Below are 16,160 nucleotides of genomic sequence, written 5' to 3' on the forward strand. Positions count from 1 at the left end.
GTACGGCGTGCCAGAGGCACGCTCGCGACTACGAGAGCGTCGTCACGTCGGACTCCGTGGCGGAGCGTCGGCGCAGGCGCGCCACGACGAGGCCGAGGGCGCCCAAGGCGATCGCGAGCCCGCCGCCCACGAGAGACCGGGTCGCGTCGTCGGAGCCGGTGTAGGCCAACGATCCGCCGGCCGAGGGACGCACGGCGCTGCCGGTGCCCGCGGGGGTGACGGCAGTCGCGGCACGGACCTCGAAGGTCAGCGTGGTCGTCTCGGACGCGGTGGGGTTCTGCAGGCTCGAGTCGTACTGGTACACCGTGACGTCGTAGACCCCCGCCGGCAGCTCCTGCTCGGCGGCCGACCAGCGCCCGTCGGCACCGACGAGGAGCGGACCGTCGCCCGCCCCGTCGAAGTAGGCGTAGGTGCCGTCCTCGTCGCGGGGCTCGGCGTACGCGACGACCTGATACCCCGGCTGCCCCGTCCCCGCCAGCGTGACGGGCGTGCCGTCACGGCCGCCGGGGACGACGAGGGTCGAGCCGTTGCCCGGGGTGGTGACGACGGGGGCGCTCGCCACGACGTCGCTCGACGGCACCACGGTGATGACGGGCGAGTAGTTCAGTCCCGAGTTGTAGCGGGGGAAGGTGCCGGGCTCGTCGCTGATCTGGCGCACGGCGATGCGGTACTGGCCGGGCGTGATCGCGAACGAGTGTGCCCACTTCCCGTCGGCGTACTCCTCGGGACGCACGACCTCGTAGGTCGTCGAGCGGTCGACGCTGACGAGGCTGATCTCGGCGCGGTAGAGGGTGCCGGTGGTGCCGTTGACGAAGACCTCGGCGTATTCGACACCGTCGTCGGACACGATGTCGGCGACCCACTTCTCGTCGCTCTCCTGGTCGACGACGCCCCACTGCGGGAGCACCTGGGCGATGACGACGATGCGCCGCTCGGCGGAGGGTGCGGACTCCTCGCTCGTGGCGGCGCCGTCGGCGTCGACCGTGTGCTGGGTGGCCGTGTAGACCGACGTTCCCGCCGAGATGCGGACGGACGCCGACCACCGGCCGTCCGCCCCGACGACGACGGAGACGTCGGGGTCGACGGCGTCCGTGACGTCGTCCGCCCGGGCGAAGTCGAGGCTGACGACGGCGCCGGCGAGGCCGGTGCCGGTGAAGGTCAGGGGGACGTCGGTGTCGGTCGCCCCCTGTGCGCGGGTCACCTCGTAGAGACCGATGGTCCCGCCGTCGAGGACGGGTGCATCGGGAGCAGGCGCGAGCGCAGCGGCGGCGATCTCTTCGTCGGCGGCGGGAGCAGCGGCGTCCGGAGCCGCGGCCCCGTCGGCGACGGGCGCGGCGTCGGGCTCGACCGGCTCCGCCGTCGGCGCGTCGGCGACCGGGACGTCGGTGGGCGGAACATCGGCGGGCGCCGGTGCTGCGGGCGCCGCGGGCGAGGGAGCCTCGGCAGGCGCGGCCGCCCCGACCGGTGCCGTCCCGGGCGCGGCCACGTCGACCGGCACCTCCGTCGTGCCGGTGACCGGCAGGTCCGCCGCCGAGGCGGAGACCGAGGTCACGACGACGCCCCCCAGGGCGATGGAGACGACTGCGGAGGTCGCGAGGAGCGCCTCCCAGGGCTTGTTCATGGTGGTCCTGTCCTGTGAGCCGGGCGTGTCGACAACGCCCCCCGACTCACCCCCGGACGCTGCTCCCGCAGCCCTTCGAGCGGCGATGACCCGAACCTATCGGTTCGCTCGCCGGACAGACGAGCAGAACTCACCAGTTCATCCGTCCATCCGCCCGAGTCCATCCGCCTGACGTGCACGCGTCATCCTCGAGGATGACGCGCCCCGGGCCCACGGTCTTCGGCAAGGTAGCGGAGGTAGCCTGGATTCGTGCGTTCGTTGATCCGGCTGGCCAAGGCCCACCCCTCCGCCCTCCGCTTCCTCGTGGTCGGCGGCATCGGCTTCGTCATCACCATGGTGATCAACTACGGCTTGAAGCTCTTCGTCATCCCCCAGCACCCGGTCACCGCCCTGGCCGTCGGCACGATCATCGCGACCGTCGTCTCGTACGTCATGAACAAGAAGTGGTCGTTCGACGACCGCGGGGATCGCCACACCGGCTACGAGATGTTCCTCTTCGTGATCGTCAGCGTCATCGGCATCGGCCTCAACTCGGCGCCCCTCTACCTCTCTCGCTACGGCTTCCACCTCGAGGTGCCGAACGTCACGCGCACCCACCAAGAGGTAGCGGACTTCGTCAGCGGCCCCGTGATCGGCACCATGATCGCGATGGTCTTCCGGTACTGGGCGATGAACAAGTTCGTCTTCCCCGAGCGCGCCGAGCTCGTCGACGTGCTCTCCCCCACGTCGCCGTCGACCTCGTCTAACCCGACCGTCTAGGCCGAGCGCGCCTCCCGGGCGTCGAGTCCGTCCGCGACCGGCCCTACGGCCGCCGCGACGACCGGCCCGAGGGGCCCGCGCGAGACACCGGCCCGTGCCCAGGTCGAGATCGCGGCCGCCGCGGCAGCGATCAAGGCCGAGCCGACCACCTGAGCCGACAGGTCCGACCGATCGCGGCCCGAGCGCTCGGCGACGTACGACGCGACGGCCCCCTGCTGGCGCACGAACCGGACGGCGGCGGACGCGACCAGGTCGTCGCCCAGAGCCATCGCCTCGGACTGGGTCAGCGCCCAGGGCACGCGCTCGGGGTCGTGGGCCTCGGCGAGCGCCACGAGCGCGGCCTCGACCGCGCGGACCGGAGAGAGCCCCGAGGAGGCGCGCAGCAGGTCCCCGAGTCCGGCGAGGCTCTGGTCGAGGTCGAGCCAGAAGAGGTCGGACTTGGCCTCGAAGTAGTTGAAGAACGTGCCGCGGCTGACGCCGGCCCGGCGGGCGATGTCGTCGACGGTCGTCCCGGCGTAGCCGTTCTCGAGGAACAGCTCGGCGGCCGCGTCGGCCAGCATCTCGGCGGACGAGCGGCGTGGTCGACCGACCGGCCGTCGGGCGCGGGTCGGGCCTGGTCCATCTGACATGGCCACCATCATGCCGCTAGACTCGACGGCGCACTTGTTGCACCCGGTCCACGAATGCTGTCCTCTACTCGGCGTCGTCGGATCAGACCCGACGTCCCGTCACTCCCCACGCCCGGAGCCCCATGCGCAGCCGCCTGCCCGTCCTGATCGCCGCCACCGCCGTCGCGAGCCTCGTGCTCGCCGGCTGCACGAGCGGCGGCGACCCCGACGCCTCGTCCACCCCGATCTCCGGGGGCACGCTCACCTACGCCTCGGGCGACGCCGAACCGACCTGCCTCGACCCCCACGTCGGCGGCAACTACCCGCAGGCGCTCGTGTCGACGCAGTACCTCGAGTCGCTCGTGTCGAAGGACGCCGACGGTGACGTCGTCCCGTGGCTGGCCGACTCCTGGCAGGAAGCCTCCGACGGTCTCAGCTGGACCTTCACGCTGAAGGACGGTGTGACCTTCACCGACGGCACGCCGTTCGACGCCGCCGCCGTGGCGGCCAACGTCGCCCACCTCCAGGACCCCACGACGCTGTCGTCGACCGGGTACCTCGCCCTCGGCAAGGTCACGGGCGTCGAGGCGGTCGACGCCCGCACGGCACGCTTCGACCTGAGCGAGCCCGACAGCGCCCTCCTCGAGTCCCTCTCACAGCCCTGGCTGGCCATGGAGTCGCCCGAGGCCCTGACCCGCAGCCAAGAGGTCAACTGCGAGTCGCCGGTCGGCACCGGCCCGTTCGTGGTCGACTCGTGGACCAAGCAGCAGCAGGTTGTCCTCACCCGCAACGACGACTACAGCTCGCCGCCGGCCGACGCCGGGCACCAGGGGCCCGCCTACCTCGACGAGATCGTCTGGCGGTTCATCCCCGACTCGGCGTCGCGCTACGCCGCGCTGCAGGCCGGCCAGGTCGACGTGATCGACAACGCGCAACCCGACACCCTGGTCGCCGCGGCGAAGGACGACTCGCTCGACGAGATCGACGCCCCGCGCCCGGGCGCCTCCAACCGCATCGAGCTCAACGCCGGCAAGGCGCCCTTCGACGACCCGAGCGTCCGCGAGGCGTTCATCCGCGGCGTCGACGTCGACTCGGGCATCGACTCGCTCTTCTTCGGGACGGCGAAGCGGTCGTACAGCCCGCTGTCGAGCGTGGAACCGCTGGCGTTCTCCGACGAGTCGCTCTTCGACGTCGACGCCGACGCGGCGAACGACCTGCTCGACCGGGCCGGGTGGACCACCCGCGACGCGGACGGTTTCCGCACGAAGGACGGCGTACGCCTCGCCGCGACGTTCCCGGTCAGCACGAACCAGTCGATCCCCGCCGAGCAGTCGCTCTTCGAGCAGGTCCAGGCCGGTGCGAAGGACCTCGGTTTCGACGTCACCCTCGAGCCCCTCGACCTCTCCAGCTGGTACGGCGCCCTCGCCGCGAACGAGTACGACCTGGTGAGTGCGCCGTACACGAAGGTCGGCCCCGACGTGCTGCGCATCCTCTACGACAGCGACGGCATCACCCCGGCCCCGAGCGGCTACTTCGCCAACCTGTCGCAGACGAGCGACCCGGCCCTCGACGACCTGTTGACCCGCGCCTCCGAGACGAGCGACGCCGACGAGCGCGCCGATCTCTACCAGCAGGCGCAGCAGATCATCCTCGAGGGGTGGCACGTCCTGCCGCTGTACGACCAGCAGAACCACTACCTGGTGCGCTCGGCCGTCCAGGGCGTCCGCGCCCTGCCGCCCGTCCAGGCGCCGACGATGTACGACGCGTACAAGGCGAGCTGACCGGGTGGGTCCGGGGCGGTGGCGACGGGCGGGTCGGTGGCTCGTCGGCCGCCTGCTCGGTGCGGTCTTCGTGCTCTGGGCCGTCGCGACGCTCATCTTCTTCGCCATCAGGCTCGTCCCCGGCGACCCGGCCGAGGCGATCCTCGGCGGTCCGGGGTCGCAGGCGTCGGCCGAGGCGCTCGTCACTGTCCGCCGCCAGTACGGCCTCGACCAGCCGCTGCTCGTCCAGTACCTCGCGCAGCTCGGGCGGCTCGCCACGGGCGACCTCGGCACCTCGTACTCGCTGCGCACCGACGTCGGCCGGTTGCTGCTCGACCAGTTGCCGGGCACGATCGGCCTGGCCCTGCTGGCCCTGGTCGTGGCCTGGCTGCTGGCGGTCGCGACGGCCTGGTGGGCGACCCTCAGCGGTCGGATCGCCTCGGCGGTGTCGTCGGGGCTCGAGGTCGTCGCCTCGGCCGTGCCGCACTTCTGGCTGGCGAGCCTGCTCATCCTGGTCTTCAGCACCGAGCTCGGGCTTCTTCCCCCGGTGAGCACGGGCACCCCCGCGGGGCTCGTCCTGCCGGTCGTCACGCTCGCGATCCCCGTCGCGGGGTTCCTCGGCCAGGTGACCCGCGACTCGCTCCTCGACGCCGCAGCCACACCGTTCGCCCTCTCGGCTCGCGCCCGGGGCGAGGGCCCGTCGGGACTCTTCGTCCGCCACCTGCTCCGACACGCGGCCCTGCCCGGGCTCGCCCTGTCGGGTTGGGCGTTCGGTTCACTCCTCAGCGGCGCGGTCGTGGTCGAGTCGGTCTTCGCCCGACCGGGCCTCGGCCGCACCCTGCTCGGGGCGGTCACACTGCGTGACATCCCGCTCGTGACCGGCGTCGCCCTCGTCTCGGCCCTCGCCTACGTCGTCGTGGTGGCGCTCGGCGACCTGGCCGAGCGCGCGGTCGACCCGAGAGGACGCGCGGCATGACCGTGCTGCCCGACCTGCCCCGGGGCGCCCACCCGACCCGCGCCTCCTCGTCCCGCGCCGTCCGGCGTCGCCTCCCCCTCCGACCGGCGGAACTCGTCGCAGCCGTCCTGCTGCTGGGCGTGGTTCTCATGGCCGTCGCGCCGGGCCTGCTGGCACCCGCCGATCCGCTCGCCGTGTCACCGACCGACGCGTTCGCCGGTCCGTCACCCGCGCACCCGTTCGGCACCGACGAGTCGGGGCGAGGCGTGTGGACCCGCGTCGTCCACGGGGCCGGCGCCTCGCTGACGATCGGGCTCGTCGCCACGCTGATCGGCACGGGGCTGGGTGTGGCCCTCGGCGTCCTGGCGGGCCTCGGCGGTCGCGGCCTCGTCGGCCGGGCGACCGACGCGGGCGTGAGTCGCGTGCTCGAGGTCCTCTTCGCCCTGCCCGGCCTGCTGCTGGCACTCGTCGTCATCGCGTTCACCGGACCCGGGGCCGTGCCGGCGACGATCGCCGTCGGCCTCGCGACCGCCCCCGGGTACGCCCGCATCGTCCGCAGCCAGGTGGCGGCCGTCCGCCGGTCGCCCATGGTCGAGGCCGCGACCGTGCTCGGTCGCCGCCCCGGGGTCGTCCTGCTGCGCCACGTGCTGCCGAACGCCCTCGCCCCCGTCGTCGTGCTCGCCACGCTGGGCCTCGGTCAGGCCGTGGTCTGGGCCTCGTCGCTCAGCTACCTCGGGCTGGGGTCGCCGCCCCCGGCGCCCGAGTGGGGCGCGATGCTCTCGGCCGGGCGCACGTACCTCGCGGTCGCCTGGTGGATGACCGTCTTCCCGGGGCTGGCCGTCGTGGTGACGGCGGCGTCGGCCACGGTGCTGGGGCGCGGTCTGGCACGACGTGGACGAGGAGGACGGCGATGACCACGGACCCGCCGCCGACCGGCGCCGCTCTCGGCGACCTCCACCGCGCCTCCTCGGACGACCTCGTCGTCGACCGCCTGCACGTCGCGTTCGACGGGGTGACCGCCGTCGACGACGTGTCGTTCTCGCTGCGTCCCGGTGAATGCGTGGCCCTGGTCGGTGAGTCCGGCTCGGGCAAGAGCGTGACCGCCCGGGCCCTGCTCGGACTGACCGGTGGCACGGTGACGGCCGACACCCTGCGACTCGGTGACGACGACCTGCTCACGCTGACCGAACGGCGCTGGCGTCGGCTGCGCGGACCGCGCATCGGGCTCGTGCTGCAGGACGCCCTGGTCTCGCTCGACCCCCTTCGCCCGGTCGGCCGTGAGATCGACGACGCCCTACGACTGCACACGCGACTCTCGCCGACCGCGCGTCGGGCCCGTGTGCTCGAGGTCCTCGCCGAGGTCGGCATGCCCGACCCCGAGGTGCGCCGTGGCCTGCGGTCGGGCGAGCTCTCGGGAGGGCTGCGGCAGCGGGCGCTCATCGCCGCGGCCCTCTCCCTGCGGCCCGGCCTGATCGTCGCCGACGAGCCCACCACCGCCCTGGACGCCGAGGTGCAGCGCCTCGTCGTGGACCGGCTCGCCGCCCTGCGCGACACGGGCACGGCCGTCCTCGCGATCAGTCACGACCTCGGGGTCGTGCGCCGCCTCGCCGACCGCGTCGTCGTGATGCGCGACGGGCGCGTGGTCGAGCAGGGCGCCACGGCGACCGTGCTCGACTCGCCGAGGGCCGACTACACGCGCATGCTCCTGGCCGCGCTGCCGGGTGGGGCCCCGCGGGGTCGGCGCCTGTCCGCGCCCGTGACGCCCGCCGGCCCCGACACCGGAGGCGCACCCGCGTCGACGACGCCGGTCGCCTCCGGCACACCCCGGTCAGGAGGCGCGGGCGGCCCGTCGACGCCCGTCACGTCGGCGACTCCCCCGCCCGGCCCCGTCCTCGTGGCGTTGGGCCTGCGCCGTGTCTTCGCGGGGCGCCGAGGGCCGGACCGGGTCGCCGTGGACGACGTCTCGCTCTCGCTGCGGGCCGGCGAGACGCTCGGCCTGGTCGGAGCGTCGGGCTCGGGCAAGACGACGACGGCCCGCCTGCTGCTCGGCCTCGACGATCCCGACGCCGGAACGGTCGACCTGCTCGGCATGCCCTGGGCCCCGGCGCGCGAGCGTGATCGCCGTCCCCGCCGCGGCGACCTCGGGGCCGTCTACCAGGACCCCGCGAGCTCGTTCGACCCGCGCGTCACGGTCGGCCGCCTGCTGGCCGACGCGCTGACGTCGGGCCGCAGCACGCGCGTCGGCCCCGTCGAGCCCGAGGTCGTCGCCCTGCTGGCACGGGTCGGACTCGACGCCGACACGGTGGCGCGACGGCCCGACACGTTGTCCGGCGGTCAACGGCAGCGGGTGGCGATCGCGCGCGCCCTGGCCCCGCGGCCCCGCGTGATCGTCTGCGACGAGCCGGTCTCGGCGCTCGACGTCTCGGTACAGGCCCAGGTGCTCGACCTGCTGGACGATCTGCAGCGACAGGACGGGCTCGCCTACGTCTTCATCTCGCACGACCTGGACGTCGTCGAGCACATGTCCGACCGGGTCGCCGTCATGCACGAGGGCCGGATCGTCGAGCAGGGCCGCACGGCGGACGTGTTCGGCGCCCCGCAGCACGCCCACACCCGCGCTCTGCTCGCCGCTCGCCCCTGACCCCGCCCGACCGGCCCGGCCGGATGACACGACGTGCCGCTCACCTCCGAAGGTGAGCGGCACGTCGTGTCGTCTCGAACGCGGAGGGTGGGACTAGGGACGGGCGCGGCGGGCGGCGTCGGCCTCGGCGGCCTTCGGGTCGACCACGTCGATCAGCCCGGACTGCGCCCACTCGAGCGCCCAGTCCGACTTCGCGACGTCGCTCGACTCGTCGGCGTAGGCCTCGACCAGTTCGCGCGCCTCGTCGTCGGTCGCGACCGACGGGCCCGAGCCGAGCAGCGGCTCGTTGGCGGTCTCCTTCGTGAACCACACGGCGACGAGGCCGATCACGGCCGCGGCCATCAGGTAGAAGGCGGGGATGTCGTGGGCCCACGAAAAGCCCTTGCCCTCGCCCCAGACGACCAGCGCCTCGGTGGCCAGGGGCGTGGTGCCGCCGAACAGCGAGACCGACACGTTGAACGCGATGGCCAGGGCGCCGTAGCGGATGATCGTCGGGAACAACGCGGGCAGCGTCGACGGCATGGTCGACGTGAACGTGACGAGCACTAGGCCGAGCACCAGCAGGCCGACGAAGACGAGCGGCGTGCTCTCGGACTGCACGAGCTTGAGGGCCGGCCACGACAGCACCAGGAACCCGATGCAGCCGGCGAACAGCACGGGACGTCGCCCGAACCGGTCGCTCAGCCGCCCACTGAACGTGATGACGATCATCATCAGGACCATCACGACGATCACGAGCAGCAGCCCCGAGGTCGCGCTGCGGCCGAGCGTGTTGGTGAGGTAGGTCGGCATGTACGACAGGAGCATGTAGTCGGTCACGTTGAAGACCAGCACCAGGCCGATGCAGACGATCAGCGCACGCCAGTTCTCGGCGAAGAGCTTCACGAACGGCACCTTGACGTGCTCGCGTCCGGCGGCTTCTTCCTGCTGCTTCTGGAACGCCGGCGTCTCCTCGAGCTTGAGGCGCAGGTAGAGCCCGATCAGGCCGAGCGGCCCGGCGATCAGGAACGGGATGCGCCACCCCCAGGCGAGCAGCGCCTCCTCGCTCATGCCGAGCTGCAGACCGGTGACCAGCGAGGCACCGAGAACGTAGCCGGCGAGCGTGCCGAACTCGAGCCACGAGCCCATGAAGCCGCGGCGCTTGTCGGGCGAGTACTCCGCGATGAACGTGGCCGCGCCTCCGTACTCGCCACCGGTCGAGAAGCCCTGCAGGAGGCGCGCCAGCAGCAGCAGGACGGGCGCCCAGAGGCCGATGGTCGCGTACGACGGGATCAGGCCGATGGCGAGCGTCCCCGCGGCCATGAGGATCATCGTGAGCGCGAGCACCTTCTGGCGTCCGATGCGGTCGCCGAGCGGGCCGAAGAACGCGCCGCCGATCGGGCGCACGATGAAGGCGGCGGTGAACGTGCCGAAGGTGAACAGGATGTTCAACGCGTCGTTGCCCGGCGGGAAGAACACCTGGGCGATCGTCGTCGTGATGTAGGCGTAGACGCCGAAGTCGAACCACTCCATGGCGTTGCCGAGGGCGGCGGCGCTGACCGCGCGCTTGAGCAGACCCTCTTCGACGACGGTGACGTCGTCGGTGGTGAGCTTCCGGCGGGCGGGATTCTTGCTGTCGTTCTTCTTGGCTGACATCGGATGAGGCCTCCAGGTCGTCGGGCGGTGGCAGTCGACCCCAGCGTCGGCAAAAAACCGGTCGAGCCTAGCAGAACCGCCATGTCAGTACCAGTGCAGCGTGCGCAGGGGTGCAGTGGGCGCAGCGCCCAGGAGGCGCGGTGGCGGTTCCCGAGGAGCCCTCGCGAGGGTGCGTACACTGGTCGGAGTCCCACAACCAGGCACCTCCCCACCGACACGGTGCCGTCCACAGAACCGGAGAAGACCATGACGTCAGCGATGCCCGAGAAGCCCGCCCTCGAAGGACTCGAGGCCCGTTGGGGTCAGGTCTGGGAGGCCGACCGCACCTACCGCTTCGACCGCACCGACGCGACCCGCGCCTCCGTGTTCTCGGTCGACACCCCGCCGCCGACCGCCTCGGGCAGCCTGCACATCGGCCACGTGTTCAGCTACACGCACACCGACGTCAAGGCCCGGTTCGAGCGCATGCGCGGCAAGCGGGTGTTCTACCCGATGGGCTGGGACGACAACGGCCTGCCGACCGAGCGTCGCGTGCAGAACTTCTACGGCGTGCGTTGCGACCCGTCGCTGCCCTACGACGCGGACTTCACCCCGCCCTTCGAGGGTGGCGACAACAAGTCGTCGAAGGCCGCCGACCAGGTGCCGATCTCGCGTCGCAACTTCATCGAGCTGTGCGAGCGCCTCACGGTGGAGGACGAGAAGCAGTTCGAGGACGTCTGGCGGAAGCTCGGCCTCTCGGTCGACTGGACCCAGAGCTACCGCACCATCGACGACGACTCGCAGGCCATCGCGCAGAAGGCCTTCCTCCGCAACCTGGCCCGCGGCGAGGCCTACCAGGCCGACGCGCCCACGCTCTGGGACGTCACGTTCCGCACGGCCGTGGCCCAGGCCGAGCTCGAGGACAAAGAGATGCCCGGGGCGTACCACAAGCTCGCCTTCCACCGCACCGACGGCCAGGGCGACGTGCTGATCGACACCACGCGGCCCGAGCTCCTGCCGGCCTGCGTGGCCCTCGTCGCGCACCCCGACGACGAGCGCTACCAGGCTCTGTTCGGCACGACCGTGCGCTCGCCCCTGTTCGACGTCGAGGTGCCCGTGGTGGCCCACCACCTCGCCCAGCCCGACAAGGGCTCCGGCATCGCCATGGTCTGCACCTTCGGCGACACCAACGACGTGGTCTGGTGGCGCGAGCTGCAGCTGCCGAACCGCGCCGTGATCGGCTTCGACGGCCGCTTCGTCAGCGAGGCCCCCGAGGCGATCACGTCCGAGGCGGGACGCGCCTCCTATGCCCAGCTGGCCGGCAAGACGGTGTTCAGCGCCAAGCAGTCCGTCGTCGAGCAGTTGACCGCGTCGGGCGAGCTCGTGGGCGAGATCCGCAAGATCTCGCACCCCGTGAAGTTCTTCGAGAAGGGCGACAAGCCGCTCGAGATCGTCTCGACCCGCCAGTGGTACGTCGTCAACGGCGCCCGCGACGAGCAGCTCAAGGGTTCGCTGCTCGAGCGCGGCGGTCAGGTGGCGTTCCACCCCGACTTCATGCGCGTCCGCTACGACAACTGGGTCAACGGCCTGAACGGCGACTGGTTGATCTCGCGCCAGCGGTTCTTCGGCGTGCCGATCCCCGTCTGGTACCCGCTCGACGGCGACGGCAACCCCGTCTTCGACGAGGTGATCGTGCCCACCGAGGCACAGCTGCCCATCGACCCGGCGTCCCAGGCGGCCCCCGGCTACGACGAGTCGCAGCGCGGCGTGCCCGGCGGCTTCGTCGGCGAGGTCGACGTGATGGACACGTGGGCCACCTCGTCGCTCACCCCGCAGCTGGCCGGCGGGTGGGAGCGCGACCCCGAGCTGTTCGACCTCGTGTTCCCCTACGACGTGCGCCCCCAGGGTCAGGACATCATCCGCACCTGGTTGTTCTCGACGATGCTCCGGTCGCAGCTCGAGTCGGGCACCGTGCCGTGGAAGAACGCGTCGATCTCGGGCTTCATCGTCGACCCCGACCGCAAGAAGATGTCGAAGTCGAAGGGCAACGTGGTCACCCCGGCCGCCATGCTCGACGACCACGGCTCGGACTCGGTGCGCTACTGGGCGGCGTCGAGCCGGCTGGGCACCGACGCGGCGTTCGACCCGCAGAACCCCAAGCAGATCAAGATCGGCCGCCGCCTGGCGATCAAGGTGCTCAACGCAGCCAAGTTCGTGTACTCGTTCGAGCTGCCCTCGGGCGAGTTCGAGATCACGCAGCCGCTCGACCGCGACCTGCTCGCGTCGTTCGCCGCTGTGATCGAGACCGCGACCGAGGCGCTCGAGGCGTACGACCACGCCCGGGCACTCGAGACGACCGAGAAGTTCTTCTGGACGTTCTGCGACGACTACCTCGAGCTCGTGAAGGAACGCGCCTACGGTGCCACGACGCCGGCCGAGCAGGCCTCGGCCGTGCTCGCGCTGCGCACGGTCCTCGAGGGCCTGCTGCGGCTGCTCGCGCCCTACTTGCCGTTCGCCACCGAAGAGGTCTGGTCCTGGACGCACGACGACTCGGTGCACCGGGCCGCGTGGCCGACCGTCGACGAGCTCGGCCTCACCGAGGGCGAGACCTCGTCCGGTCTCGTCGGCCTCGTCGGTCAGGCCCTGATCTTCGTGCGCCGGGCCAAGTCCGACGCCAAGGCCTCGCAGAAGACCCCGGTCGCCTCGGCCGTCATCACGGGCCCCTCGGCCCAGCTCGAGCTCGTGAAGCTCGCGGCGGGTGACCTCGCGGCGGTGGGCAAGATCGCCGAGCTGTCCTTCGCCGAGGGCGACGAGTTGGCGGTCGGTGACATCGTGTTCGCCGAGGTGCCGGCCGACGCCGGTGCAGCCGGGTCGGCCTCCGGTGCGGGCGCCGCTGCCGCTCCTGCCCCGACGGCGGGTGCCTGATGCAGCTCGGCACGCGGTGGAGCGTAGGAGGCGCGGCTCCGGCCGACCTGCCCGCCGCGGTCCTCGGAGCGGTCGCGCAGGTCGAGCGTGAACTCGCCGACCAGAAGGTCGACGCGGCGTCCTGGCGCTGGACGCTCACCTGGCTCGAGCACCGCCCCGTCGTCGAGCTCGACGACGGCACGGTCATCCGGGTCGACGCCGTCACCGGCGAGGCCCGCATCCACGAGCCCGTCGACGCCGAGGGCGGCGACGACGACGACTAGCGCCACGTCGGCCGAGATGTCATGACATGCCGCTCACCTTCGGAGGTGAGCGGCATGTCGTGCTTCCTCGATCACTCGCCGGTCGCCGGCTGTCGGTCGTGGTCAGGCGCGGGCGAGCAGCTCGCCGTGCGGCATGATCAACCAGCCGTCGGGGGCGTCGCGCCAGGTGTGCCAGGCGTCGGCGATCGCGTGCAGCTCGTCGTGCGTGGCCGCGCCCTTCTCGATCGCGTCGGCGTAGAACGCCGACTCCGTCGCCCGGGCCGCCCAGCTGTCGCCCCACCAGGTGCGGTCCTCGTCGGAGGCGAAGCACCACACGGAGGCGCTGCTCGCGACCTCGACGAAGCCCGCCTCGAGCGCCCAGCCCTTGAGGCGCCTCCCCGCGTCGGGTTCGCCGCCGTTGCCGCGGTGCACGGCCTGGTAGACGTCCATCCACCGGTCGAGACCGGGGTTCTCCGGAGCCCAGACGCAGCCGTGGTAGTCGACGTCGCGGACGGCCACGACTCCCCCGGGGCGAGTCACCCGACGCATCTCGCGCAGGGCGGCCACCGGATCGCCCACGTGCTGCAGCACCTGGTGCGCGTGGACGACGTCGAACGCGTCGTCGTCGAACGGCAGCGCGAACAGGTCGGCCGTCTCGAAGTGGACGTTGTGCAGCCCGGCCTCGACCGCGAGGGACGTCGCCTGTTCGACGATGCCGGCTGCGGCGTCGATGCCGATCACCCGACCGGGCGCGACGCGTCCGGCGATGTCGACGGTGATGGTCCCCGGCCCCGATCCGACGTCGAGGACGCTGACCCCGGGCACGAGGTGCGGCTCGAGGTACGCGGCCGAGTTCTCGACCGTCCGCCACGAGTGGCTGCGCAGCACGCTCTCGTGGTGGCCGTGGGTGTACCGGGCGTGCGTCTCGGGGCGTTCGCTCATGCGGCGACCCTAGCGCGCCTCCTAGTGTGGGCTGATGACGAACCCGTTCCTCTCCCCCAGCACGCTGCCGTACTCGCTGCCGCCGTTCGCGAGCATCACCGACGACGACTACGGCCCCGCGTTCGAGGCCGGGTTCGCCGAGCAGCTGGCCGAGGTCGAGGTCATCGCGACCGACCCGGAGGAGCCGACCTTCGAGAACACGGTCGCCGCCCTCGAACGCAGCGGCGCCACGCTCACCCGCGTCGAGCACGTCTTCTTCAACAAGACCTCGTCGGACTCGACCGAGGCCACCGACGCCCTCGAACTCGAGCTGGCTCCGCGACTCGCGGCACACGCCGACGCCATCCGCCTCGACCCGCGTCTCTTCGCCCGGCTCCGCAGCGTGCACGAGCGCCGGGACACCCTCGACCTGACCGCCGAGCAGCGCTACCTCGTCGAGCGACTCGTCGCCGAGGCCACTCGATCGGGGGCTGCCCTCGGCGACGACGCCAAAGACCGCCTGCGTGACCTCAACGGCCGGCTCTCGACCCTGACCACGCGGTTCGAGAAGAACCTCTTGGCCGACACGAACGACCTCGCGGTCGTGGTCGACGACGTCGCCGAACTCGACGGACTCGACGCCGGGGCGATCGCCGCCGCCGCCGAGGCGGCTCGAGAGCGTGGGCACGAGGGGCGCCACGTCATCACCCTCGTGTTGTTCAGCGGCCACCCCTACCTGGCGAGCCTGACCGACGAGGCGCTGCGCGATCGCATCATGCAGGCGTCGCTCTCGCGCGGACGCCGCGGAGGCGAGCACGACAACCGCGAGCTCGTGCTCGAGATCGCCCGACTGCGCGCCGAGCGGGCCGAACTGCTCGGGTTCCGGTCGCACGCCGCCTACGTCACGGCGGGCGAGACCGCGGGCTCCCCCGAGGCGGTGGCCGACCTGCTCGGGCGACTCGCGCCTCCTGCCGCCCGCAACGCGCGCGCCGAACAGGCCGAGCTCGAGCGCGTCGCCGGCCGCACGATCCGGGCCTCGGACTGGGCCTTCTACGCCGAACGCGTACGCACCGAGAAGCACGACGTCGACACGGCCGCGATGCGCCCGTACTTCGAGGCCGAGCGCGTGCTGCACGACGGCGTCTTCTTCGCCGCGGGGCTGCTCTACGGCCTGCGGTTCGCCGAGCGCCCCGACCTGGTCGCGTACCACCCCGACGCGCGGGTCTTCGAGGTGACCGACGCCGACGGCGGCGAGGTCGGCCTCTACGTGCTCGACCTGTACACGCGCGACAGCAAGCGCGGCGGGGCCTGGATGAACCCGCTCGTCTCGCAGTCCACCCTGACCGGACTGCCGACGGTGGTGGTCAACAACCTCAACGTGCCGAAACCGCCGGCCGGCCAGCCGACCCTGCTGACGCTCGACGAGGTGACGACGTTCTTCCACGAGTTCGGGCACGCCCTGCACGGTCTCGTCGCCCGGGTGACCTACCCGAGTTTCTCGGGCACGAACGTCTTCCGCGATTTCGTCGAGTTCCCCAGCCAGGTGAACGAGATGTGGATGCTCTGGCCCGAGGCGCTCGCGAACTACGCGGTGCACCACGAGACCGGCGAGAGGCTCCCGCAGCCGCTGGTCGACGCACTCATCGCCTCGCAGGGGTTCAACCAGGGCTTCGAGACGAGCGAGTACCTCGCTGCTGCCTTGCTCGACCAGGCGTGGCACGCGTTGTCGTCGGCCGAGGCCGCAGCGGTCACCGACGTCGAGGCGTTCGAGCAGGAGGCGCTGGCCGCGGTGGGCCTCGACCTCGCGTCGGTCCCCACCCGCTACTCGAGCACGTACTTCGCCCACACCTTCTCGGGCGGCTACGACGCCGGCTACTACTCGTACATCTGGAGCGAGGTGCTCGACGCCGACACGGTCGAGTGGTTCGAGCAGAACGGAGGGCTCACCCGCGAGAACGGTGACCGGTTCCGCTCACGCCTGCTGGGCGTCGGCGGCTCGAAGGACCCGCTCGAGGCCTACCGCGACTTCCGCGGTCGGGACGCCCGGGTCGAGCCCTTGCTGGCACGCCGCGGTCTCGCCTGACACGGCGTCGCCTGACGCGAGAACGCCCCCG

At 72.0% G+C, this 16,160-nt stretch carries 12 protein-coding genes; 8 read left to right on the forward strand and 4 right to left on the reverse strand.

Going from position 1 to position 16,160, the window contains the following annotated elements; genetic code table 11:
- Positions 1-28: 28 nt before the first annotated feature.
- Entirely contained in the window at positions 29-1,621 is a 1,593-nt protein-coding gene (locus tag BIV04_RS17185; RefSeq protein ID WP_071256629.1) for a hypothetical protein, read from the reverse strand.
- A 249-nt stretch (positions 1,622-1,870) separates the two neighbouring features.
- Here BIV04_RS17185 and BIV04_RS12455 point away from each other — a divergent pair, with 249 nt between their 5' ends.
- Positions 1,871-2,380, forward strand: coding sequence for a GtrA family protein (locus tag BIV04_RS12455; RefSeq protein WP_071256630.1), 510 nt, complete (start codon positions 1,871-1,873; stop codon positions 2,378-2,380).
- Here the strand turns inward: BIV04_RS12455 and BIV04_RS12460 are convergent.
- On the reverse strand, positions 2,377-3,009 hold the full coding sequence (locus BIV04_RS12460) for a TetR/AcrR family transcriptional regulator (protein ID WP_071256842.1): 633 nt from the start codon (positions 3,007-3,009) through the stop codon (positions 2,377-2,379). The two genes, BIV04_RS12455 and BIV04_RS12460, sit on opposite strands and share 4 nt — an antisense overlap.
- A gap of 122 nt (positions 3,010-3,131) precedes the next feature.
- On the opposite strand from BIV04_RS12460, the gene BIV04_RS12465 reads away from it, so the two are divergent.
- The 4 genes from BIV04_RS12465 to BIV04_RS12480 are packed head-to-tail and all read left to right on the forward strand — an operon-like array spanning position 3,132 to position 8,344.
- Entirely contained in the window at positions 3,132-4,769 is a 1,638-nt protein-coding gene (locus BIV04_RS12465) for an ABC transporter substrate-binding protein (RefSeq protein ID WP_071256631.1), read from the forward strand.
- Positions 4,770-4,773: 4 nt separating this feature from the next.
- Positions 4,774-5,724 carry an ABC transporter permease gene (locus tag BIV04_RS12470; RefSeq protein WP_071256632.1) on the forward strand — a complete coding sequence of 317 codons (951 nt, stop codon included), beginning with the start codon at positions 4,774-4,776 and terminating at the stop codon, positions 5,722-5,724.
- Positions 5,721-6,617, forward strand: coding sequence for an ABC transporter permease (locus tag BIV04_RS12475; RefSeq protein WP_083396435.1), 897 nt, complete (start codon positions 5,721-5,723; stop codon positions 6,615-6,617). The genes BIV04_RS12470 and BIV04_RS12475 overlap by 4 nt, the downstream gene beginning before the upstream one ends.
- Complete coding sequence (locus BIV04_RS12480; protein WP_083396436.1) at positions 6,614-8,344, forward strand: ABC transporter ATP-binding protein; 1,731 nt, start codon at positions 6,614-6,616, stop codon at positions 8,342-8,344. The genes BIV04_RS12475 and BIV04_RS12480 overlap by 4 nt, the downstream gene beginning before the upstream one ends.
- Before the next feature lie 93 nt (positions 8,345-8,437).
- On the opposite strand, the gene proP is transcribed toward BIV04_RS12480, so the two are convergent.
- Positions 8,438-9,979: a glycine betaine/L-proline transporter ProP gene (proP, locus tag BIV04_RS12485; protein ID WP_071256633.1), complete on the reverse strand. Its 1,542-nt coding sequence runs from the start codon at positions 9,977-9,979 to the stop codon at positions 8,438-8,440.
- 246 nt (positions 9,980-10,225) lie between these two features.
- On the opposite strand from proP, the gene valS reads away from it, so the two are divergent.
- Together valS and BIV04_RS12495 are read left to right on the forward strand one after the other, a co-directional pair.
- Positions 10,226-12,883 (forward strand): valine--tRNA ligase, encoded by a 2,658-nt coding sequence (gene valS / locus BIV04_RS12490; protein ID WP_255364282.1) that lies wholly within the window; start codon positions 10,226-10,228, stop codon positions 12,881-12,883.
- Positions 12,883-13,146, forward strand: a complete 264-nt coding sequence (locus tag BIV04_RS12495; RefSeq protein WP_071256634.1) for a hypothetical protein — start codon at positions 12,883-12,885, stop codon at positions 13,144-13,146. The genes valS and BIV04_RS12495 overlap by 1 nt, the downstream gene beginning before the upstream one ends.
- A 102-nt stretch (positions 13,147-13,248) precedes the next feature.
- Here the strand turns inward: BIV04_RS12495 and BIV04_RS12500 are convergent, their stop codons facing one another.
- Positions 13,249-14,067, reverse strand: coding sequence for a methyltransferase domain-containing protein (locus BIV04_RS12500; protein WP_071256635.1), 819 nt, complete (start codon positions 14,065-14,067; stop codon positions 13,249-13,251).
- A gap of 34 nt (positions 14,068-14,101) precedes the next feature.
- Here BIV04_RS12500 and BIV04_RS12505 point away from each other — a divergent pair, with 34 nt between their 5' ends.
- Positions 14,102-16,129 (forward strand): M3 family metallopeptidase, encoded by a 2,028-nt coding sequence (locus tag BIV04_RS12505; protein ID WP_071256636.1) that lies wholly within the window; start codon positions 14,102-14,104, stop codon positions 16,127-16,129.
- Positions 16,130-16,160: the final 31 nt, after the last annotated feature.

This window comes from Frigoribacterium sp. MCBA15_019, from assembly GCF_001864945.1.
GTDB lineage: Bacteria > Actinomycetota > Actinomycetes > Actinomycetales > Microbacteriaceae > Frigoribacterium.

Bases quoted from the DNA above. Each gene is read 5' to 3' on its own strand.
- BIV04_RS12465 (WP_071256631.1), top strand. From the start codon at position 3,132: ATGCGCAGCCGCCTGCCCGTCCTGATCGCCGCCACCGCCGTCGCGAGC.
- valS (WP_255364282.1), top strand. From the start codon at position 10,226: ATGACGTCAGCGATGCCCGAGAAGCCCGCCCTCGAAGGACTCGAGGCC.
- BIV04_RS12475 (WP_083396435.1), top strand. From the start codon at position 5,721: ATGACCGTGCTGCCCGACCTGCCCCGGGGCGCCCACCCGACCCGCGCC.
- BIV04_RS12460 (WP_071256842.1), bottom strand. From the start codon at position 3,009: ATGTCAGATGGACCAGGCCCGACCCGCGCCCGACGGCCGGTCGGTCGA.
- proP (WP_071256633.1), bottom strand. From the start codon at position 9,979: ATGTCAGCCAAGAAGAACGACAGCAAGAATCCCGCCCGCCGGAAGCTC.
- BIV04_RS12500 (WP_071256635.1), bottom strand. From the start codon at position 14,067: ATGAGCGAACGCCCCGAGACGCACGCCCGGTACACCCACGGCCACCAC.
- BIV04_RS12495 (WP_071256634.1), top strand. From the start codon at position 12,883: ATGCAGCTCGGCACGCGGTGGAGCGTAGGAGGCGCGGCTCCGGCCGAC.
- BIV04_RS17185 (WP_071256629.1), bottom strand. From the start codon at position 1,621: ATGAACAAGCCCTGGGAGGCGCTCCTCGCGACCTCCGCAGTCGTCTCC.
- BIV04_RS12480 (WP_083396436.1), top strand. From the start codon at position 6,614: ATGACCACGGACCCGCCGCCGACCGGCGCCGCTCTCGGCGACCTCCAC.
- BIV04_RS12505 (WP_071256636.1), top strand. From the start codon at position 14,102: ATGACGAACCCGTTCCTCTCCCCCAGCACGCTGCCGTACTCGCTGCCG.